12 protein-coding genes and 2 pseudogenes are annotated in these 16,258 nt (G+C 55.8%); 8 read left to right on the top strand and 6 right to left on the bottom strand.

Features of this window, described 5'->3' with window-relative positions; translation table 11 throughout:
* Window positions 1-538: 538 nt before the first annotated feature.
* Window positions 539-889 (top strand): annotated as a pseudogene (locus AC2FI7_RS06860) (helix-turn-helix domain-containing protein); the annotation flags it as partial.
* On the opposite strand, the pseudogene AC2FI7_RS06855 reads toward AC2FI7_RS06860, so the two are convergent.
* Window positions 876-1,513 (bottom strand): annotated as a pseudogene (locus AC2FI7_RS06855) (FGGY family carbohydrate kinase). The pseudogenes AC2FI7_RS06860 and AC2FI7_RS06855 sit on opposite strands and share 14 nt — an antisense overlap.
* Window positions 1,514-1,634: 121 nt before the next feature.
* On the opposite strand from AC2FI7_RS06855, the gene AC2FI7_RS06850 reads away from it, so the two are divergent.
* From AC2FI7_RS06850 to AC2FI7_RS06820, 7 genes are all read left to right on the top strand, one after another.
* A complete protein-coding gene (locus AC2FI7_RS06850) occupies window positions 1,635-2,660 on the top strand; it encodes a LacI family DNA-binding transcriptional regulator (protein ID WP_010443325.1) in 1,026 nt (341 codons plus the stop codon).
* A gap of 94 nt (window positions 2,661-2,754) precedes the next feature.
* Entirely contained in the window at window positions 2,755-4,056 is a 1,302-nt protein-coding gene (locus AC2FI7_RS06845; protein WP_496833291.1) for an ABC transporter substrate-binding protein, read from the top strand.
* 107 nt (window positions 4,057-4,163) lie between these two features.
* Complete coding sequence (locus tag AC2FI7_RS06840) at window positions 4,164-5,030, top strand: carbohydrate ABC transporter permease (protein WP_010443327.1); 867 nt, start codon at window positions 4,164-4,166, stop codon at window positions 5,028-5,030.
* Window positions 5,031-5,042: 12 nt separating this feature from the next.
* On the top strand, window positions 5,043-5,873 hold the full coding sequence (locus AC2FI7_RS06835; protein WP_010443328.1) for a carbohydrate ABC transporter permease: 831 nt from the start codon (window positions 5,043-5,045) through the stop codon (window positions 5,871-5,873).
* A gap of 12 nt (window positions 5,874-5,885) precedes the next feature.
* Window positions 5,886-6,890, top strand: coding sequence for an ABC transporter ATP-binding protein (locus AC2FI7_RS06830; protein WP_010443329.1), 1,005 nt, complete (start codon window positions 5,886-5,888; stop codon window positions 6,888-6,890).
* Window positions 6,887-7,660, top strand: a complete 774-nt coding sequence (locus AC2FI7_RS06825) for an L-iditol 2-dehydrogenase (protein WP_496815622.1) — start codon at window positions 6,887-6,889, stop codon at window positions 7,658-7,660. Before AC2FI7_RS06830 ends, AC2FI7_RS06825 begins: the two co-directional genes overlap by 4 nt.
* Window positions 7,660-9,171 carry a mannitol dehydrogenase family protein gene (locus AC2FI7_RS06820; RefSeq protein WP_496815621.1) on the top strand — a complete coding sequence of 504 codons (1,512 nt, stop codon included), beginning with the start codon at window positions 7,660-7,662 and terminating at the stop codon, window positions 9,169-9,171. The genes AC2FI7_RS06825 and AC2FI7_RS06820 overlap by 1 nt, the downstream gene beginning before the upstream one ends.
* A 666-nt stretch (window positions 9,172-9,837) precedes the next feature.
* On the opposite strand, the gene AC2FI7_RS06815 is transcribed toward AC2FI7_RS06820, so the two are convergent.
* From AC2FI7_RS06815 to AC2FI7_RS06795, 5 genes are all read right to left on the bottom strand, one after another.
* Window positions 9,838-10,920, bottom strand: a complete 1,083-nt coding sequence (locus AC2FI7_RS06815; protein WP_010443332.1) for an ABC transporter ATP-binding protein — start codon at window positions 10,918-10,920, stop codon at window positions 9,838-9,840.
* Window positions 10,921-10,923: 3 nt separating this feature from the next.
* Window positions 10,924-12,579, bottom strand: coding sequence for an alpha-glucosidase (locus AC2FI7_RS06810; protein WP_010443333.1), 1,656 nt, complete (start codon window positions 12,577-12,579; stop codon window positions 10,924-10,926).
* 9 nt (window positions 12,580-12,588) lie between these two features.
* Complete coding sequence (locus AC2FI7_RS06805) at window positions 12,589-13,737, bottom strand: carbohydrate ABC transporter permease (RefSeq protein WP_010443334.1); 1,149 nt, start codon at window positions 13,735-13,737, stop codon at window positions 12,589-12,591.
* Window positions 13,738-13,749: 12 nt separating this feature from the next.
* The gene (locus AC2FI7_RS06800) at window positions 13,750-14,757 is read right to left on the bottom strand and encodes a carbohydrate ABC transporter permease (protein ID WP_010443335.1); all 1,008 of its coding nucleotides are present in this window, start codon (window positions 14,755-14,757) and stop codon (window positions 13,750-13,752) included.
* Between the two features lie 65 nt (window positions 14,758-14,822).
* Window positions 14,823-16,178 (bottom strand): ABC transporter substrate-binding protein, encoded by a 1,356-nt coding sequence (locus tag AC2FI7_RS06795; RefSeq protein WP_480608904.1) that lies wholly within the window; start codon window positions 16,176-16,178, stop codon window positions 14,823-14,825.
* Window positions 16,179-16,258 lie beyond the last annotated feature (80 nt).

The following is a 16,258-nucleotide window of genomic DNA, read 5'->3' as shown; positions in this document are numbered from 1 at the left end:
AAGCAAGAACGAAGTAGATCAAGCTTGATCTGAACGCGGAATTTGCGCCCATTGTGCTCAAGTTCGGTTTTGTCCGCTTCGCGGTTGTTCAGATGCACTGCCGCGAACGTCTGCTTCGAGTTTAGAGCTGACTTCGGCGAAGTCCGCGGCATCGGTCGTCAATTGCGGATCAAAGGCATTCTCTTCAGCTGCAAAGCCAACTGATCAATTGAGTGAAAGCTGACACTTGATTTGCCGGAGATCCATGTTCAGCTCTGTCCCGGAATGACAGAAACCATGCTTTCAATCCTCCACGGAGGGTGTCCAAATACTCCGTATTAGAAATTGGCCCTCAATAAGAATAAACTGAGCGCTAGTGCCGATCTCCACCCTGGGCAAGGGCTCAAGTTAGGGCGATGAACGGCCTCGATGCCATGCTGGTTCAACAGTCCGGTTCGTCCGAATGTGAGAAATTGGTGCGCGCGGCAGCGAAGGTGAAGTTTGCGTCCGGCGACAATTTTCCATCGGTAGAACCAGACAGAATGGATATACCTAAGTGTACCCCGCCTCAAAGAAGCTTGAGATCATCCGCACGGTCGAGGCACCGCACCTGCCAACCCGGCAAACCCTGAAGATGCTCGGCATCCCCAGCAGCACATACTACGACTGGTATGCCCGCTGGAGCGATGGTGGTGTCGATGCCCTGGCTGATCGTTCGCCACGGCCCAAGTCAGTGTGGAACCGCATCCCGGACAAGGTACGCGAGGATGTTGTCGATTTTGCCCTTGAGCATGAAGACCTGACGCCGCGCGAACTGGCGGTCAAATACACCGACGAGAAGCGGTACTTCGTCTCGGAAGCATCCGTTTATCGCATTCTCAGCGCCGAGGATTTGATCACGGCACCGGCCCAACGAAACTGTGGCCGTCAAACACTTGCGGCGGCCAGTCGAGCGCCACACCAGTGGCTTCCGCGATCCCGATATGCCAGTTGCGCGAAGCCTGATCGAGCCACATTGTTCCCGCAGCATCGGACGCATCGGTTGCCAGTTCACCATGCAGGCGTGGACCGATGTAGTCTTTGGGCAGCAGGATATGGGCAAGCTGGGCATAGTGACCGGGTTCATTCTGTTTCAGCCAAGAAATTTTGGGGGCAGTAAAACCGGGCAACGGAAGGACACCCGCAATATGACCAATCTGCGGCAGGGCTACGCGTAGTTCATCGCATTCGATTGCGGCCCTGCTGTCATTCCAGAGGATTGCCGGGCGGATTGGGCACAGCGTACGATCCAGCAAAACGGCCCCGTGATCTGTCCGGACAAACCGACGGCCTTCGCCTCTGACAGTGGGATTTGCTCTGCAAGCTGCTTCAATGCGTCGCGCGTCGCCTGCCACCAAAGGTCTGGGTGCTGCTCTGACCAACCGGGTTGCGGCGAGGACGTCTCGATCCCTGCAGAAGATATCGCAAGAATACGATCAGTATCCGCGCAGACAATCTTGACCGCCGACGTTCCGATATCAATCCCGAGATACATTTTTACCCCTCGACCTGCACAAACGTCCGGAACTTGTCTTACTCTTGATTTTTTATCGCGCGTAAAGAATATGTAAAAATAGGATAAGATCAAGACGGCTATGATCCGCAGGCAGACTGGCATGACTAAGATTAAGAATATGGAAGAGTTTGCGGCCCTCAGCGGCATCTCGCGGCCTACGGTATCCAAATACTTCCACGATCCCGACAGCGTTCGCCCAACGACAAGGGCGCGTATCGAAGAGGCGCTCGAACGGTTTGACTATCGCCCGAATATCTATGCTGTAAACCAGAACCGGAAGTTGACCAAGAATATCGGCATCGTCGTGCCCTATCTGGCCGATCCGTTCTTTGCCGAAATCGCGCGCTATCTGGAGCAAAGCTGTATTGCGGCAGGCTATCGCCCTTCCCTTTTTAGCGCCCACGGAGAACAAAAGCTGGAAAACGAAATTCTGGATGGGCTGCAATCCATGAAGCCCGCCGGGGTTTTGTTGGCACCCCTGGGTCGGATTTCAGACCGATCGGCGATTGAGAAGTTCTGCGTCAATGTACCGACTGTTCTGTTTGACAGTAACCTTGATGGGCTGGGTGCCGCGTTTATCGGATCGGACAATTTCAGCTTTGTGTCTCAGACAGTTGAATACATGACCCGGACGGGCGAGCCTCCATCATTCTTTGAAATGCGCACACCTGCGAACCCAAACGCCAACAAACGAAGGAAGGCCTATGTCGCCATGATGGAGCGCCTCGGGTTCGAGCCGCATATCATCAAAGTCGACGGGAAAGGATGGGCTTTCGAAGAGATTGGGCACAGAGGCGCGCTGAAAGTTCTTGAAGAGCGTGAATTGAAAACGAACTCCGTTCTGTGCAGCAATGACCGGCTGGCTATTGGCTTTCTTGCGGCCTGCTATGAACAGGGGATTCGGGTCGGCCGGAAGGAGGGCTGCACGCTGCGCGTGGCCTCAAATGACGATCATCCGTTCGCAAAGTTTACGTGCCCTTCTCTGACGACAGCCGCACATGACTACGACAACGTAGCCAGCCGAAGCGTCGAAACTTTATTCGAACTTATTGAAAACGGTGGAAAATTTGAATCACGAACTGAGACACTTTTCCCCGCTCGACTTGTTTTAAGGGACTCTGCGTAAATCAAAATTTTAACGCGCGTAAAGTTTTTATTGACTGCGCGACAACTTTCACTCTACGCTCCCTGCACGACATCCAAGCTCAGGGAGGACAGGGATGTATCTGAAACACGCACTTCGTGCGGCGACTGCATTGACATTCGTCGCCACGGCAGCAGCCCACGCGCAATCCATCACCATAGCGACCGTGAACAACGGCGATATGATCCGGATGCAGGGCTATACCGACAAATTCACCGAGGCGACCGGCATTGACGTCGAATGGGTGACGTTAGAAGAAAACGTGCTGCGTCAGCGCGTAACGACCGACATCACGACCAAGGGCGGTACGTTCGACATCATGACAATCGGCATGTATGAAACGCCGATCTGGGGCGCAAATGGCTGGCTGGTGCCGCTGGATGGCCTGTCCGAAGAATACGACGTTGGTGACATTCTGCCAGCGATGGCAGGTGGGTTGAGCCATGACGAAACGCTTTTCGCGGCGCCGTTTTATGGTGAAAGCTCGATGATCATGTACCGCACTGACCTTATGGAAAAGGCGGGCATGGAAATGCCTGATGCGCCGACCTGGCAGTTCATCAAAGAGGCCGCCGCCGCGATGACCGACCGCGACGCCGAGATCAACGGCATCTGCCTTCGCGGCAAGGCTGGTTGGGGTGAAGGCGGAGCCTTTATCACTGCGATGTCCAATTCATTCGGTGCCCGCTGGTTCGACGAAGAATGGAAGCCTCAGTTCGATCAGCCCGAGTGGGCAGATACACTGAATTTCTACGTTGAAATGATGAACGAGTCCGGTCCTGCCGGCTATGCCACCAATGGGTTTAACGAAAACCTGTCGCTGTTCCAGCAGGGCAAATGCGGCATGTGGATCGACGCGACAGTTGCGGCGTCTTTCGTGACCAACCCTGACGACTCTACGGTCGCGGATCACGTAGGATTTGCGCTGGCACCTGACACAGGATTGGGCAAGCGGTCCAACTGGCTTTGGGCGTGGGCACTGGCTATTCCTGCTGGCACACAGCAAGAAGATGCTGCCAAGCAATTCATCGAATGGGCGACCTCAAAGGACTACATTGAGCTAGTGGCCGAAAGCGAAGGATGGGCAAACGTTCCCCCGGGTGCGCGTACGTCTCTGTACGAGAATCCGGAATACCAAAAGGTTCCGTTCGCCAAGATGACACTGGACTCAATCCTGTCAGCTGATCCGAACAGCCCGACGGTGAAACCCGTCCCGTACGTTGGCATCCAGTTCGCCGCAATCCCGGAATTCGCAGGCATCGCCACACAGGTGAGCCAGGAGTTCTCGGCAGTCTATGCCGGACAGCAATCCGTGGATGAAGCGCTGGCCAAAGCGCAGGCCTTCACCGCAGAAGAAATGGAAGCCGCAGGTTACTGAGGCATCCCTCCCCGCGGGCGGGCAGAGTTCTGCCCCCCGCTCCGCCCTTCCACAACTCGCGTTTTTCTCGCAGGCTGGGTTACGCCTGAACAGAGAGGGTTTGCGTTATGGCTACTCAACATTCCCGATCCGTTGCTCGCCTGATGATGGCACCTGCAGTGGTCCTGCTACTTGGCTGGATGCTCGTGCCGCTGACGATGACGCTGTATTTTTCCTTCAAGAAATACCTACCGCTGCGCGGTGGGGATCTGGGCTGGGTCGGGTTCGACAACTATGTCCGGTTCGTCTCGTCCAGCTCCTTCTGGCCCGCTGTGCAGGCGACGCTGGTGATCGTAGGCGGTGTGCTGGTGATCACAGTGGTGCTGGGCATCCTTCTGGCGATGCTGCTGGACCAGCCCATGTGGGGTCAGGGTGTTGTCCGCATCCTCGTGATCGCACCCTTCTTCGTCATGCCGACGGTTTCTGCGCTGGTCTGGAAGAATATGTTCATGGATCCAGTCAATGGCTTGCTGGCCCATCTGTGGCGCTTTTTCGGGGCCGAGCCAATCTCATGGCTCTCCGAGGCGTCGATGACGTCGATCATCATGATCGTCTCATGGCAGTGGCTGCCCTTCGCGACGCTGATCCTGCTGACCGCAATTCAGTCGCTGGACAGTGAGCAGCTGGAAGCAGCCGAAATGGATGGTGCCCCGGTGCTGAAGCGGTTCTATCACATAGTCCTGCCGCACCTCAGCCGCGCGATAACCATCGTGATCCTGATCCAGACGATCTTTCTTCTGTCGATCTTCGCCGAGATCTTCGTGACCACCGGCGGCGCGTTCGGCACCCGCACCCTCACCTACCTAATCTTCCAGCGCGTGCTGGAAAGCCAGAATGTCGGCCTTGGATCTGCCGGAGGTGTCTACGCCATCATCCTTGCCAATATCGTTGCGATCTTCCTGATGCGCATCGTCGGCAAAAACCTGGACGCGTGAGGAGGAACGACCATGGCCCGCGCCGTCACATCCCGTCGTAAATCGCTGAACACCGCCCTTGCCTGGGCCGTTGGTCTGCTGATCTTTTTCCCGATCCTTTGGACGATCCTGACCAGCTTCAAGACCGAAGCGCAGGCCATCGCAAGCCCGCCCCTATTCTTGAATTTCGACTGGACGCTTGAGAACTACGCCATTGTGCAGGAACGGTCGGACTACATGCGGTTCCTTTGGAACTCGGTCATCATCGCAGGCGGCTCGACCATACTGGGTGTGATCATAGCGGTGCCTGCTGCGTGGGCGATGGCGTTTGTGCCATCCAAACGCACCAAGGACATCCTGCTTTGGATGCTGTCCACTAAGATGCTGCCCGCGGTCGGCGTTTTGTATCCGATCTACCTGCTGTTCATACGTCTGGGCCTGCTGGACACGCGTGGCGGGCTGGTCGTCGTACTGATGCTGATCAACCTGCCGATCATCGTCTGGATGCTTTACACCTATTTCCGCGAAATCCCCGGTGAGATTCTGGAAGCCGCGCGGATGGACGGGGCAACACTGAAAGAGGAAATCCTCTATGTTCTGACGCCCATGGCCGTGCCCGGTATCGCCTCGACGGTCTTGCTGAACTTCATCCTAGCGTGGAATGAAGCGTTTTGGACGCTCAACCTCACCGCTGTCGATGCTGCCCCGCTGACGGCCTTTATCGCCAGCTACTCCAGCCCCGAAGGCTTGTTCTTTGCCAAGCTCAGCGCGGCCTCGACCATGGCGATTGCACCAATTTTGATCCTTGGCTGGTTCAGCCAGAAACAACTTGTCCGCGGCCTGACTTTCGGCGCTGTGAAATAAGGAAGACGACTTATGGGACGTATTCAACTCAAGTCAGTGACCAAAAGCTTCGGCGACGTTGAGGTCATTCCACCGCTGGACTTGACCATAGGAGACGGAGAATTCACCGTCTTCGTCGGCCCCTCGGGTTGCGGCAAGTCCACTCTGCTGCGGCTCATTGCAGGGCTGGAGGATATCACGTCGGGCTCCATCGACATTGATGGCGCGGATGCAACAGACGTGCCGCCCGCCAAACGTGGTCTGGCCATGGTGTTCCAGTCTTATGCTCTGTACCCGCATATGACGGTGCGCAAAAACATCGCCTTTCCCCTGCGCATGGCCAAGCTGGATCAGGCCGAAATCGACAAACGTGTTGAAGGTGCCGCGAGCGTCCTAAACCTGACCGATTATCTGGACCGGCGCCCGGGGCAATTGTCGGGCGGGCAGCGTCAGCGCGTTGCTATAGGCCGGGCTATCGTACGCGAACCCGCCGCGTTCCTGTTCGATGAACCTCTCTCGAACCTCGACGCAGCCTTGCGCGTTGGCATGCGGTTGGAGATCAGCGAACTTCACGAACGCCTGGCGACCACGATGATCTACGTGACCCACGATCAGGTTGAGGCGATGACAATGGCCGACAAGATCGTCGTTCTTCAGGCCGGTGTGATCGAACAGGTCGGCAGCCCGCTTGAGCTGTACCGGACGCCGCGCAACCTGTTTGTTGCAGGGTTCATCGGCTCGCCTAAAATGAACTTCATCGAAGGCCCCGAGGCGGCAAAGCACGGCGCTCAAACCATCGGCATCCGTCCTGAACACATCACCGTTTCCGAGACCGATGGTGAATGGTCAGGAGTGGTCAGCGTCTCTGAGCACCTTGGCTCGGACACCTTCTTTCACGTCCAAGAGACCGGCCTGGCTGAGACAATTACAGTCCGTGCAGATGGCGAAGTGGGCTTCCGCCACGGGGATCGCATTAATATGACACCGCGGGCTGACGTAATCCACCGGTTCGACGCGAAAGGCTTGCGGATCGAATGACACGCTTGGCTGGCAAAACCGCCCTGATCACCGGGGCTGCGCGAGGCATCGGATTGGCCTTTGCCAAAGCTTACGTCACCGAGGGCGCACGTGTTGCCATCGCAGACATCGACATCCAGCGCGCGAGAGACGCAGCTTCTGAAATCGGTGAGGCTGCTTTGGCTATCGAGATGGATGTGACCAACCAGCAGAGCATAGATGAGGCGGTGGCAAACACAGCTGCCCATTTCGGTCTCATTGATATCTTGATAAACAACGCAGCCATTTTCACCGCCGCACCAATCGTTGAGATCGAGCGCATGGACTATGACCGCGTTTTTGACATCAACGTTGCTGGCACCTTGTTCACCATGCAAGCCGTCGCGCGCCACATGATTGAAAAAGGGACCAGAGGCCGGATCATCAATATGGCGTCACAGGCCGGGCGAAGGGGTGAACCTTTGGTCGCTATCTACTGCGCCAGCAAGGCGGCAATCATTTCTCTGACTCAATCGGCGGGGCTGAACCTGATATCTCACGGTATCAACGTGAACGCGATTGCCCCCGGTGTCGTCGATGGCGAACACTGGGACGGCGTAGATGCGTTCTTCGCAAAACACGAAGGCAAACCCCCCGGCCAAAAGAAACGCGAAGTCGCCGCAACCGTCCCTTATGGTCGCATGGGCCGGGCAGATGACCTGACCGGGATGGCGGTATTCCTGGCTTCTGACGATGCCAATTACATCGTCGCACAAACCTACAATGTAGACGGCGGAAACTGGATGAGCTGATGGATCCTGCAGCGAATGCAAAAACTCCGGTGCGACTGCGACTCGACAGCCTTGCAGACCTGCCCGCTAACGTCAGGCACCCTGCCTATCAGCGGTCGGACCTGACGCCGGGCATCGTCCATATCGGGCTTGGTAATTTTCACCGTGCGCATCAAGCGTGGTACATTCACCAGTTAATGCAGCGAGGCCAAGCCCATGATTGGGCGATCATCGGGGCCGGCATGCGAAACTACGACGCGGAGATGAGAGAACGCCTGCTGGCACAGGACTGTCTGACCACGTTGATTGAACTAGACCCCACAAGGACATCCGCCGAGGTCATTGGTCCGATGGTTGACTATTTACCGATTGAGGCAGGTAATGTTGCTTTAATCCGGAAGATGGCCGACCCTGCCGTTCGTATTGTTTCTCTCACAGTTACCGAAGGCGGGTACTATCTGATCTCCAACACCGGTGCGCTTAACACCGATCACCAAGATATTCGCTACGATGCGGCAAACCCCAACCTGCCTCGAACGGCCTTTGGCTCCATAGTCGCGGCACTCAAAGAGCGCCGAGCAAATGGCCTCAAACCCTTCACCGCGCTAAGCTGCGACAACCTTCAGGGCAACGGCACAATCCTGCGAAACTGCGTAGTTGGCTTGGCTCGCATGTCTGATCCTGATCTGGCCAACTGGATTGATCAAAACAGCGCGTTTCCCAACTCGATGGTAGATTGCATCGTGCCAGCAACGACTGACGAGTTGGTATCGCAATGCCAAATCCTTGGCGTGGATGACCGCGCTCCTGTCTCGCACGAGAACTTTCGTCAATGGGTGATCGAGGATGAATTCTGCGCCGGGCGACCACCCCTCGAGCAGGTCGGGGTAACGCTGACCCAGAATGTTCACAGCTATGAGTCAATGAAACTCCGCATTTTGAACGGAGGCCACCAACTTCTCGCAAACGTTGGGGAAATTTTGAATGTCCCGACGATTTCATCCTGCATGCAGGATCCGGACATCCTGGCATTCTTCAGAACGGTTCAGATCGAAGAGATTCTGCCTCATGTCGAAGCTGTCCCCGAAACGACAGCGAAAGAGTACCTTGAGTTAGTTGAGAGGCGATTTGCAAACACAGCGATTCATGACACAACGCGCAGGGTCGCGTTCGACGGATCGGCGCGGCATCCGGGATTTCTGCTGCCATCGCTACGTGATGCACTTGCATCGGGCTCTTCAGTAATCGGGCTTGCGCTGGCCGAAGCATTCTGGTGCCGGATGTGTGCGGGGGTTCGTGAAGACGGTTCCGAAATCGCCCCGAATGATCCCCTTTGGGAAAATCTATGTGAAACCGCGTTGGCTGCCAGAACCGATCCAGGACTGTGGCTCGAACAAAGTCTGTACAGCGGTGACTTTGACCGCGGCACACAATTTTCCAACGCCTTTGCCTCGTGGCTAACCAAGATCTGGCAGCGTGGTAGCCGAGCAGTATTAGCTGAGTATGTCGCGACCAATTCATTGTCGCACTAACTTCGCGTTACTTCGATCAATGGGTCGCGGACACACATTGTTGTTTTAGGATGGAACCGCAGTGTCCGCTTCAGACACTCGGCCTTTGAAAAATACTGTTACAGCCACAGCCTGCTTCCCTCCGATCCCGCAAAACATCGAATGACCGACAAGGCACCAAATACCAAAGTGATCAAAAGCAGAAATGTGCGACACAAAACTCGACTCAAACCGACTTACGAGCACTGCCAATTGAGCAAAATTCCTTTATATTGTTAAATTTCAATATGTTGACAATAGACCCTGCCACTCCAGCCACGAATGCACGAAAACCAATGAAACCTAGGGGCAAAATCTGTGCCTGACACGCAGTGTGTACCAGTCCTCAGCCACTGTAGATTAGAGTGCAACGCACCCCAATGCGCGAAAGCGCGCTGACACGTCCGGTCAATATCTAATCACAGCTCTGATCTTTGAATCCGTCGAGCGGCCGGTCGAAATGGCACCGGAGAGAGAAATCGTGCTCGTTCAGTCCAGCATGTGAGGACGCGGAGTTGAATTAGCAACTTGATGCGCCGCTGAGAACCGAGGTTTCAAGCACCAGACAAACTCAAATCTTAAGTCGCGATCACGCCAGGCGAATTGAATCTTACCTGACTGGGCCTAGCCCCATCCGACCGCGTGCAGTTAGCGACGCATCGATTGTCCGTTGTGGAACAGGTGCACCTTTTTCGGAGGGGCAGTGACGGATACGCTTTGCCCTCGCAGATTGCGCTGAACGCCCGGCAGTTTAGCGATCACTGCCTCTCGCCCCTCGGGCGCTGCAAAGTAAAGCAATGTAACCTCACCCAGAGCTTCGGTAAAATCCACAACACCTGAGTAGATCGCGTCGGCCTCAGTCATCTCCAGATCTTCGGGCCGAACGCCGATATTGACCTGTTTGCCTTCATCCGCTGCCTCTGTCGGGATGGATGAGACCGCAACACCGCCGTCGTCCAGTGTTACGGTCGTCGTCTCTCCGGTCGAGGTGATAGTACCCGGCAACAGGTTCATTGCGGGCGAGCCAATGAACTGCGCAACGAATTCATTGTCAGGCGTCTCATACAATTCCAGCGGAGTACCAACCTGAGCGATTCCTTTGTTGGCCAGAACGACGATGCGGCTGGCGAGCGTCATCGCCTCAACCTGATCGTGGGTGACGTAGATCATCGTGCTGTCAGGCATCGCTTCTTTCAGACGAGCGATCTCGATTCGCGTAGCTACGCGTAGGGCGGCATCCAAGTTCGAAAGCGGCTCGTCAAACAGATAGACTTTCGGATCGCGAACAATGGCACGACCGATGGCTACGCGCTGACGCTGACCGCCGGACAACGCTTTGGGCAGGCGATCTAGCAAGGGCTCAAGCTGCAAGATCTGCGCCGCACGCTCCACGGCGGCATCAACCTCGGCACTGGGCAACTTGGCGATCTTGAGCGCGAAGGCCATGTTTTCGCGCACCGTCATATGCGGATAAAGCGCATAGGACTGGAACACCATCGCGATGCCTCGCTGTGCGGGCGGTACGTCATTGACCACCTGCCCTTCGATCTCAAGCGTTCCGCCCGTGATCTTTTCAAGGCCCGCGATCATCCGCAGCAGAGTAGACTTGCCGCAACCTGATGGTCCGACGAAGACAATCAATTCGCCTTGCTCAATCTCGAGATCGATATGTTTCAGAACATCGACCGGGCCATAGGATTTGGCCACATCTGTAAGCTTGAGTTCCGACATGGTTTACCTCTTTTCCCGAGCCAATAGACAGAATTGTGCGGCGTTCAACATCAACGTGCCTTCCCCGCGAACGCCGCCCAACATCTCCCCGATTACTTTCCAGTCGCCTTCTGGCAGTGTCACGTCCACCGGATCGTCACCCAGATTGAAGGCGCAGAAAACCTGCTCTGATTCATCCTCGCGGGTGAAGGTCAAGACCGAACCTATTTGTGACATCCCTGTCTGCTTGCCGGACATCAGTGCCGAGTGCGCATGGCGCAAAGCAATCGCATGGCGGTAGTGGTGTAGCATCGACGCCGGGTCTTGTTCCAACCGGTCAACCGCCCGCTCAGCTTGAGTGGCACTGACCGGCAACCAGGGGCGACCCGCGCTGAACCCGGATTGTTCGTCCTGCGCGACCCAGACCATTGGTGTGCGACATCCGTCACGGCCTTTGAATTCAGGCCAGAATTCGATGCCATAGGGGTCTTGCAAATCCTCAAACGCAACATCCGCCTCGGGAAGACCCAGTTCCTCTCCCTGATACAGGCAGGCCGAGCCACGCAGGCACATCATGAGAACAGCGTGCTGCCGGACAGCTGCATCGTCCAAACCCCAACGCGAAGCATGGCGTTGCACGTCGTGGTTCGAGAAGGCCCAACAGGGCCATGCATCACCTGCCTTGTCCTCAAGCTGGTCAAAAACCTGCTTTGCGTAAGCTGCCGTCAAAGCCCGCTTTTCAAGGAATTCGAAGGCATAGCACATGTGCATCCGCTTATCACCACTGGTGTATTCCCCCATGATCTCCAACCCGCGCTGTGCGTCACCGACCTCACCCAGACAGGCGCGGCCTTCATATTCGTCAGTCAGGGCGCGCAGCCGTTCTAGGAAGGCGATATTCTCGGGCTGGCTTTTGGAATAGAGGTGGTCCTGATGGTTATACGGGTTCACCATCGGGGCAATTGACGCGTTGCGTTGATCCATCGGCAGGCCGGGATTGTCGCGCAGCTGGGCATCGTGGAAATAGAAGTTGATCGTGTCCAGACGAAACCCATCGACTCCCAAATCCAACCAGAACCGAGCGACATCCAGCAGGGCATCCTGAACATCCTTGCAATGGAAGTTCAGATCGGGCTGTGACGTGAGGAAGTTGTGCAGATAATACTGCAACCGCCGGGCATCCCACTGCCACGCCGAGCCACCAAAGATCGAAAGCCAGTTATTCGGAGGTGTCCCGTCCGGCTTGGGATCAGCCCAGACATACCAATCGGATTTCGGATTCTCTCGGCTTGCGCGGCTTTCTTTGAACCATGGGTGTTGATCCGACGTATGCGAAAGCACGAGGTCGATCATCACCTTCAGCCCATGCGCATGAGCCTGATCCAAAAGTTCTTTGAAATCCGCCATGGTGCCGAACATCGGATCGACATCGCGGTAGTCGCTGACGTCATAACCGAAATCCTTCATCGGAGATTTGAAGAACGGCGATATCCAGATCGCATCAACCCCCAGCGAGGCGATATAGCCAAGCCGCTGTGTGATGCCCTTGAGGTCTCCGATCCCGTCGCCATTGCTGTCCTGAAAGCTGCGCGGATAGATCTGATAGATTACCCCGCCCCGCCACCAGTCTGACGCCGCTTTGGTTGCTTCAAATGCTGTCGCGTTAGTCTGCACGTTCATCACACGCCCTTATTTTACGGAACCGGCCAGCAAGCCGCGAACCAGATATTTCTGCATTGCAAAGAAGACTGCCAACGGCACCGCGATTGAGACAAACGCCGCCGTGGCCAGGATTTCCCAGTTACCACCCCGCGTGCCCAAGAGCTCGACGATGCGGTTGGTCATCACCGTTGTCTGGCCGCTGGCATCGATCAGGAACACTTTAGCGACCAGCAGATCGTTCCATGTCCACAGGAACTGGAAGATCGCAAAGGATGCCAGTGCCGGGAAGCTGAGCGGCAGGATAAGCTTGGTGAATATCTGAAACTCAGTCGCACCATCGACCCGCGCGTTCTCGATCAGATCACGCGGCAGCCCGGCCATGTAGTTCCGCAACAGATAGATCGCCAGCGGCATCCCGAACCCGGTATGGGCCATCCAGACACCCAGATATCCTTTGCCTATGCCGATATTGAGATGCAGCTTCAGCAAAGGGATCAGTGCCAATTGCAATGGCACCACCAACAGGCCAACCACCGCAGCAATCAGAAGCGCCCGCCCAGGGAAATCCATCCAGGCCAGCGCATAGGCCGCAAAAGCCGCAACAAGGATCGGGATGATCGTCGCCGGGATCGTCACCGTCAGAGTATTAAAGAAGGCCTTGCCCATACTGTCTGAACTATTTGCGTTGAACAGAACATGGGCATAGTTCTCGAAGGTGAATTCTGGTGGCAGAGTTGTGGTCACAAAGACCCGGGGGCCGCGCTTACCCGAAAATTCTTCGGTGTTTTCCATGCGATAGTCGCCATTGGCCTGAACCGTGATCGTCCCGCCGCGACGCAGCTCGGCTTTTTCACCCGGAGCAAAGGCATCAATCGCGCGCGAATTCACACCCCATCGCGAAATGTCCGAGGCCCGTTCACCATCGAAGATATTGCCTTCGATCACATAGAGACCATCCTGCAAAACTTGCGTTTCAGGTGCAGCAGCACGCAGAGTCAGGTTTTGTTCAGACGGGAACAGTGCCCGCCACCAACCGCTACTGGCAATTTGATCCCCTGTTCTGAAGGACGAAATCAACAAACCCAGCGTAGGGAATACCCAAAGTACGACCAGCAATACAACCGAGGCGTGTACAACCCATCTAAGGGCTGGGCGGGTTCCTGCAATATCGCTCATATCCCCAACCTCCTACTGCATTTCTTTGCGCGCATTGCGCACGTTCCAGATCAGGATCGGTGTCACCAGCAACATGATCACCATGGCGGATGCCGACCCCACGCCCCAGTCATTGGCGCGGAACATCTTGTCGTACATGTAATTGGCCAGAACCTGCGTCTCCCACTGGCCATTGGTCATGGCAAAGACGATGTCAAAGACCTTGAGCACAACGATTGTAATGGTGGTCCAAACCACCATGATCGTGGTCTTGATCTGTGGCACTTTGATCTTAAAGAAAATCTGAAACGGGTTGGCCCCGTCCAAAATGGCGGCCTCAATGGTCTCTTCCGGGATACCGCGCAAGGCAGCAGACAAGATGACCATGGCAAAGCCGGTTTGAATCCAGACCAGCACAATCATCAGGAAAAAATTGTTCCAGAATGGAAGCGTCAGCCAAGTATGCGTCTCGGTTCCACCAAAGAAGATATAGATCGCGTTCAGAACGCCGATCTGATCCTGATCGGGTGGGCGCGCGTCATAGACCAATTTCCAGATCACCGAGGCACCCACGAAGGAAATCGCCATCGGCATAAAGATCAGCGACTTAGCGACATTGCCCCAACGAATGCGATCCGTGAGCTGCGCGACTAACAGGCCAAAGCCAGTGGACATCGCAGGCACAACAATCAGCCAAAGCATGTTGTTGCGCATTGCCTCCCAGAATTTGGGCTCGGCGAGCATTTGGGAGTAGTTATCGAAACCCGCCCATTCGTATCCGCCACCGGCTACGCGATCGGTCAGCGAAAGGCGCAGTGTTTCGAACACCGGATAGGCAAGATAGACCCCAAGCGCGAGGATCGCGGGAAGCAGGAACAACCAGGGCCGGATCATGTTCGCGCAGTTGATATTACGCCCCGCATTAGGACCACGCGCAGGAAACAGGACCTTATCCAAGAACTGGTTGGACAGATAGAAATAGCCCACGCATCCCGACACACCGATTACGATTGTTAGCAGGCCCTGAATTGCCGGATTCATGGCGTCCTCTCCCTTGCTAGGGTTCCGGGCAACCTGAATGATAGGTTGCCCAAAGGTTCAGTGGTTTACTTGAGTGCGTCCCAGGACGACTGGATTTCGCTGGTGACATCTTCGGCAGATTTACCTCCGGTGTAGTCGACCATCCCGGTCCAGAATGTACCCGCACCCACGGCGCCCGGCATCAGGTCAGATCCATCAAAGCGGAAGGTCGTCGCACCCAACAGAATGTCACCCAGACCACGCAGAGTATCGTCCTTGTAGGCTTCGGTGTTCACGCCTTTATGCGGGGTCAGGAAACCGGTTTGCGCCATCATCACCTCATGCGCGATTGGCTGCTTCAGGAACTCCATGAACGCGCTAGTCGCATCCGAGGGATCACTGACGGCCATCAGCGTACCACCGCCTAGAACCGGGTTACCCAAGTCTTTGTCGGCGAAAGACGGCATGTAGAAGAAGTCTGCATCGAGACCGAACTCAACATCTTCGGGGAAAAAGGCCGGAACGAACGAGGCCTGACGGTGCATGTAGCATTGCGGCGGCGATGAGAACATGCCTTTGGGGCTGTCGCGGAAGTCAGTCGAGGCCACGGCCCCTGCCCCACCAGAAACCTTCGCGTCATCGCGTGCAAACCAGCCAAATTCTTCGATTGCGGCGATCACGCGTGGATCATCAAACGGTATCTCATTTGTCACCCACTGGTCATAAACTTCAGGTGGCTGCGTGCGCAGCATCATGTCTTCCACCCAGTCAGTCGCTGGCCAGCCCGTGGCGGCACCCGATCCTAGACCAATGCACCAAGGTGTCTCACCGTCAGCGACGATCTGTTCGGTCAGTGCTTTCAGTTCCTCCATGGTCGTTGGTACTTCGTACCCGGCATCCTCGAAATTCTCCGGGTTGTACCAAACCAGAGACTTGACGTTCACGTTGTAGAAGAAGCCGTACATCTGGTCATTGCCATCGGCATCTTTATAGGTGCCCAGGTCAACCCATGAATTTCCGGCCGCATAGTTGTCGCCAACCCAACTGGCCATGTCTTCACCCAAAGGCGTTAGTTGTCCTTTGGAGGCCATGATCGCCGCCAGTCCGGGCTGAGGGAATACGGCGATGTTCGGGGCGGAACCCGCTTCGGCATCGATAACGATCTGCTGCTCGAAACTGTCAGAGCCAGTGTAGATCACATCCGCGCCGGTCGCCGCCTCGAAATAGGCAGTCATGTTGTTGAAATAACCATCTTCCGGTGTCAACCAAGGACCAGCGATAGTGACGGTCTGACCGCTCAGATCAGGCGCACTTTCAGCCCAGGCTTTATAGCTATCCCAGTTGAACGGCCCTTCACCAGGTGTGAAGGCCAAGTCTTCGGCACACGCGGTCCCTGCCAGCAGAGCGGTCACTGCCGCACCTGCATAAAGCGAGCGTTTCATGAATTTTCCTCCCAGACTTTACGGCGCAAACAAGATTCGTTTTCAAAGCGCTTTGGATAGATCACTTTATCCGCTAACAT

It is taken from the genome of Ruegeria sp. YTSA064 (genome assembly GCF_059610325.1).
The sequence above is the reverse complement of the archived record's forward strand: the minus strand, read 5'-3'. Positions and strand labels throughout refer to the sequence as shown.

Coding starts and splice junctions, on each gene's coding strand:
- AC2FI7_RS06850 (WP_010443325.1), top strand. CDS start 1,635: ATGACTAAGATTAAGAATATGGAAGAGTTTGCGGCCCTCAGCGGCATC.
- AC2FI7_RS06845 (WP_496833291.1), top strand. CDS start 2,755: ATGTATCTGAAACACGCACTTCGTGCGGCGACTGCATTGACATTCGTC.
- AC2FI7_RS06840 (WP_010443327.1), top strand. CDS start 4,164: ATGGCTACTCAACATTCCCGATCCGTTGCTCGCCTGATGATGGCACCT.
- AC2FI7_RS06835 (WP_010443328.1), top strand. CDS start 5,043: ATGGCCCGCGCCGTCACATCCCGTCGTAAATCGCTGAACACCGCCCTT.
- AC2FI7_RS06830 (WP_010443329.1), top strand. CDS start 5,886: ATGGGACGTATTCAACTCAAGTCAGTGACCAAAAGCTTCGGCGACGTT.
- AC2FI7_RS06825 (WP_496815622.1), top strand. CDS start 6,887: ATGACACGCTTGGCTGGCAAAACCGCCCTGATCACCGGGGCTGCGCGA.
- AC2FI7_RS06820 (WP_496815621.1), top strand. CDS start 7,660: ATGGATCCTGCAGCGAATGCAAAAACTCCGGTGCGACTGCGACTCGAC.
- AC2FI7_RS06815 (WP_010443332.1), bottom strand. CDS start 10,920: ATGTCGGAACTCAAGCTTACAGATGTGGCCAAATCCTATGGCCCGGTC.
- AC2FI7_RS06810 (WP_010443333.1), bottom strand. CDS start 12,579: ATGAACGTGCAGACTAACGCGACAGCATTTGAAGCAACCAAAGCGGCG.
- AC2FI7_RS06805 (WP_010443334.1), bottom strand. CDS start 13,737: ATGAGCGATATTGCAGGAACCCGCCCAGCCCTTAGATGGGTTGTACAC.
- AC2FI7_RS06800 (WP_010443335.1), bottom strand. CDS start 14,757: ATGAATCCGGCAATTCAGGGCCTGCTAACAATCGTAATCGGTGTGTCG.
- AC2FI7_RS06795 (WP_480608904.1), bottom strand. CDS start 16,178: ATGAAACGCTCGCTTTATGCAGGTGCGGCAGTGACCGCTCTGCTGGCA.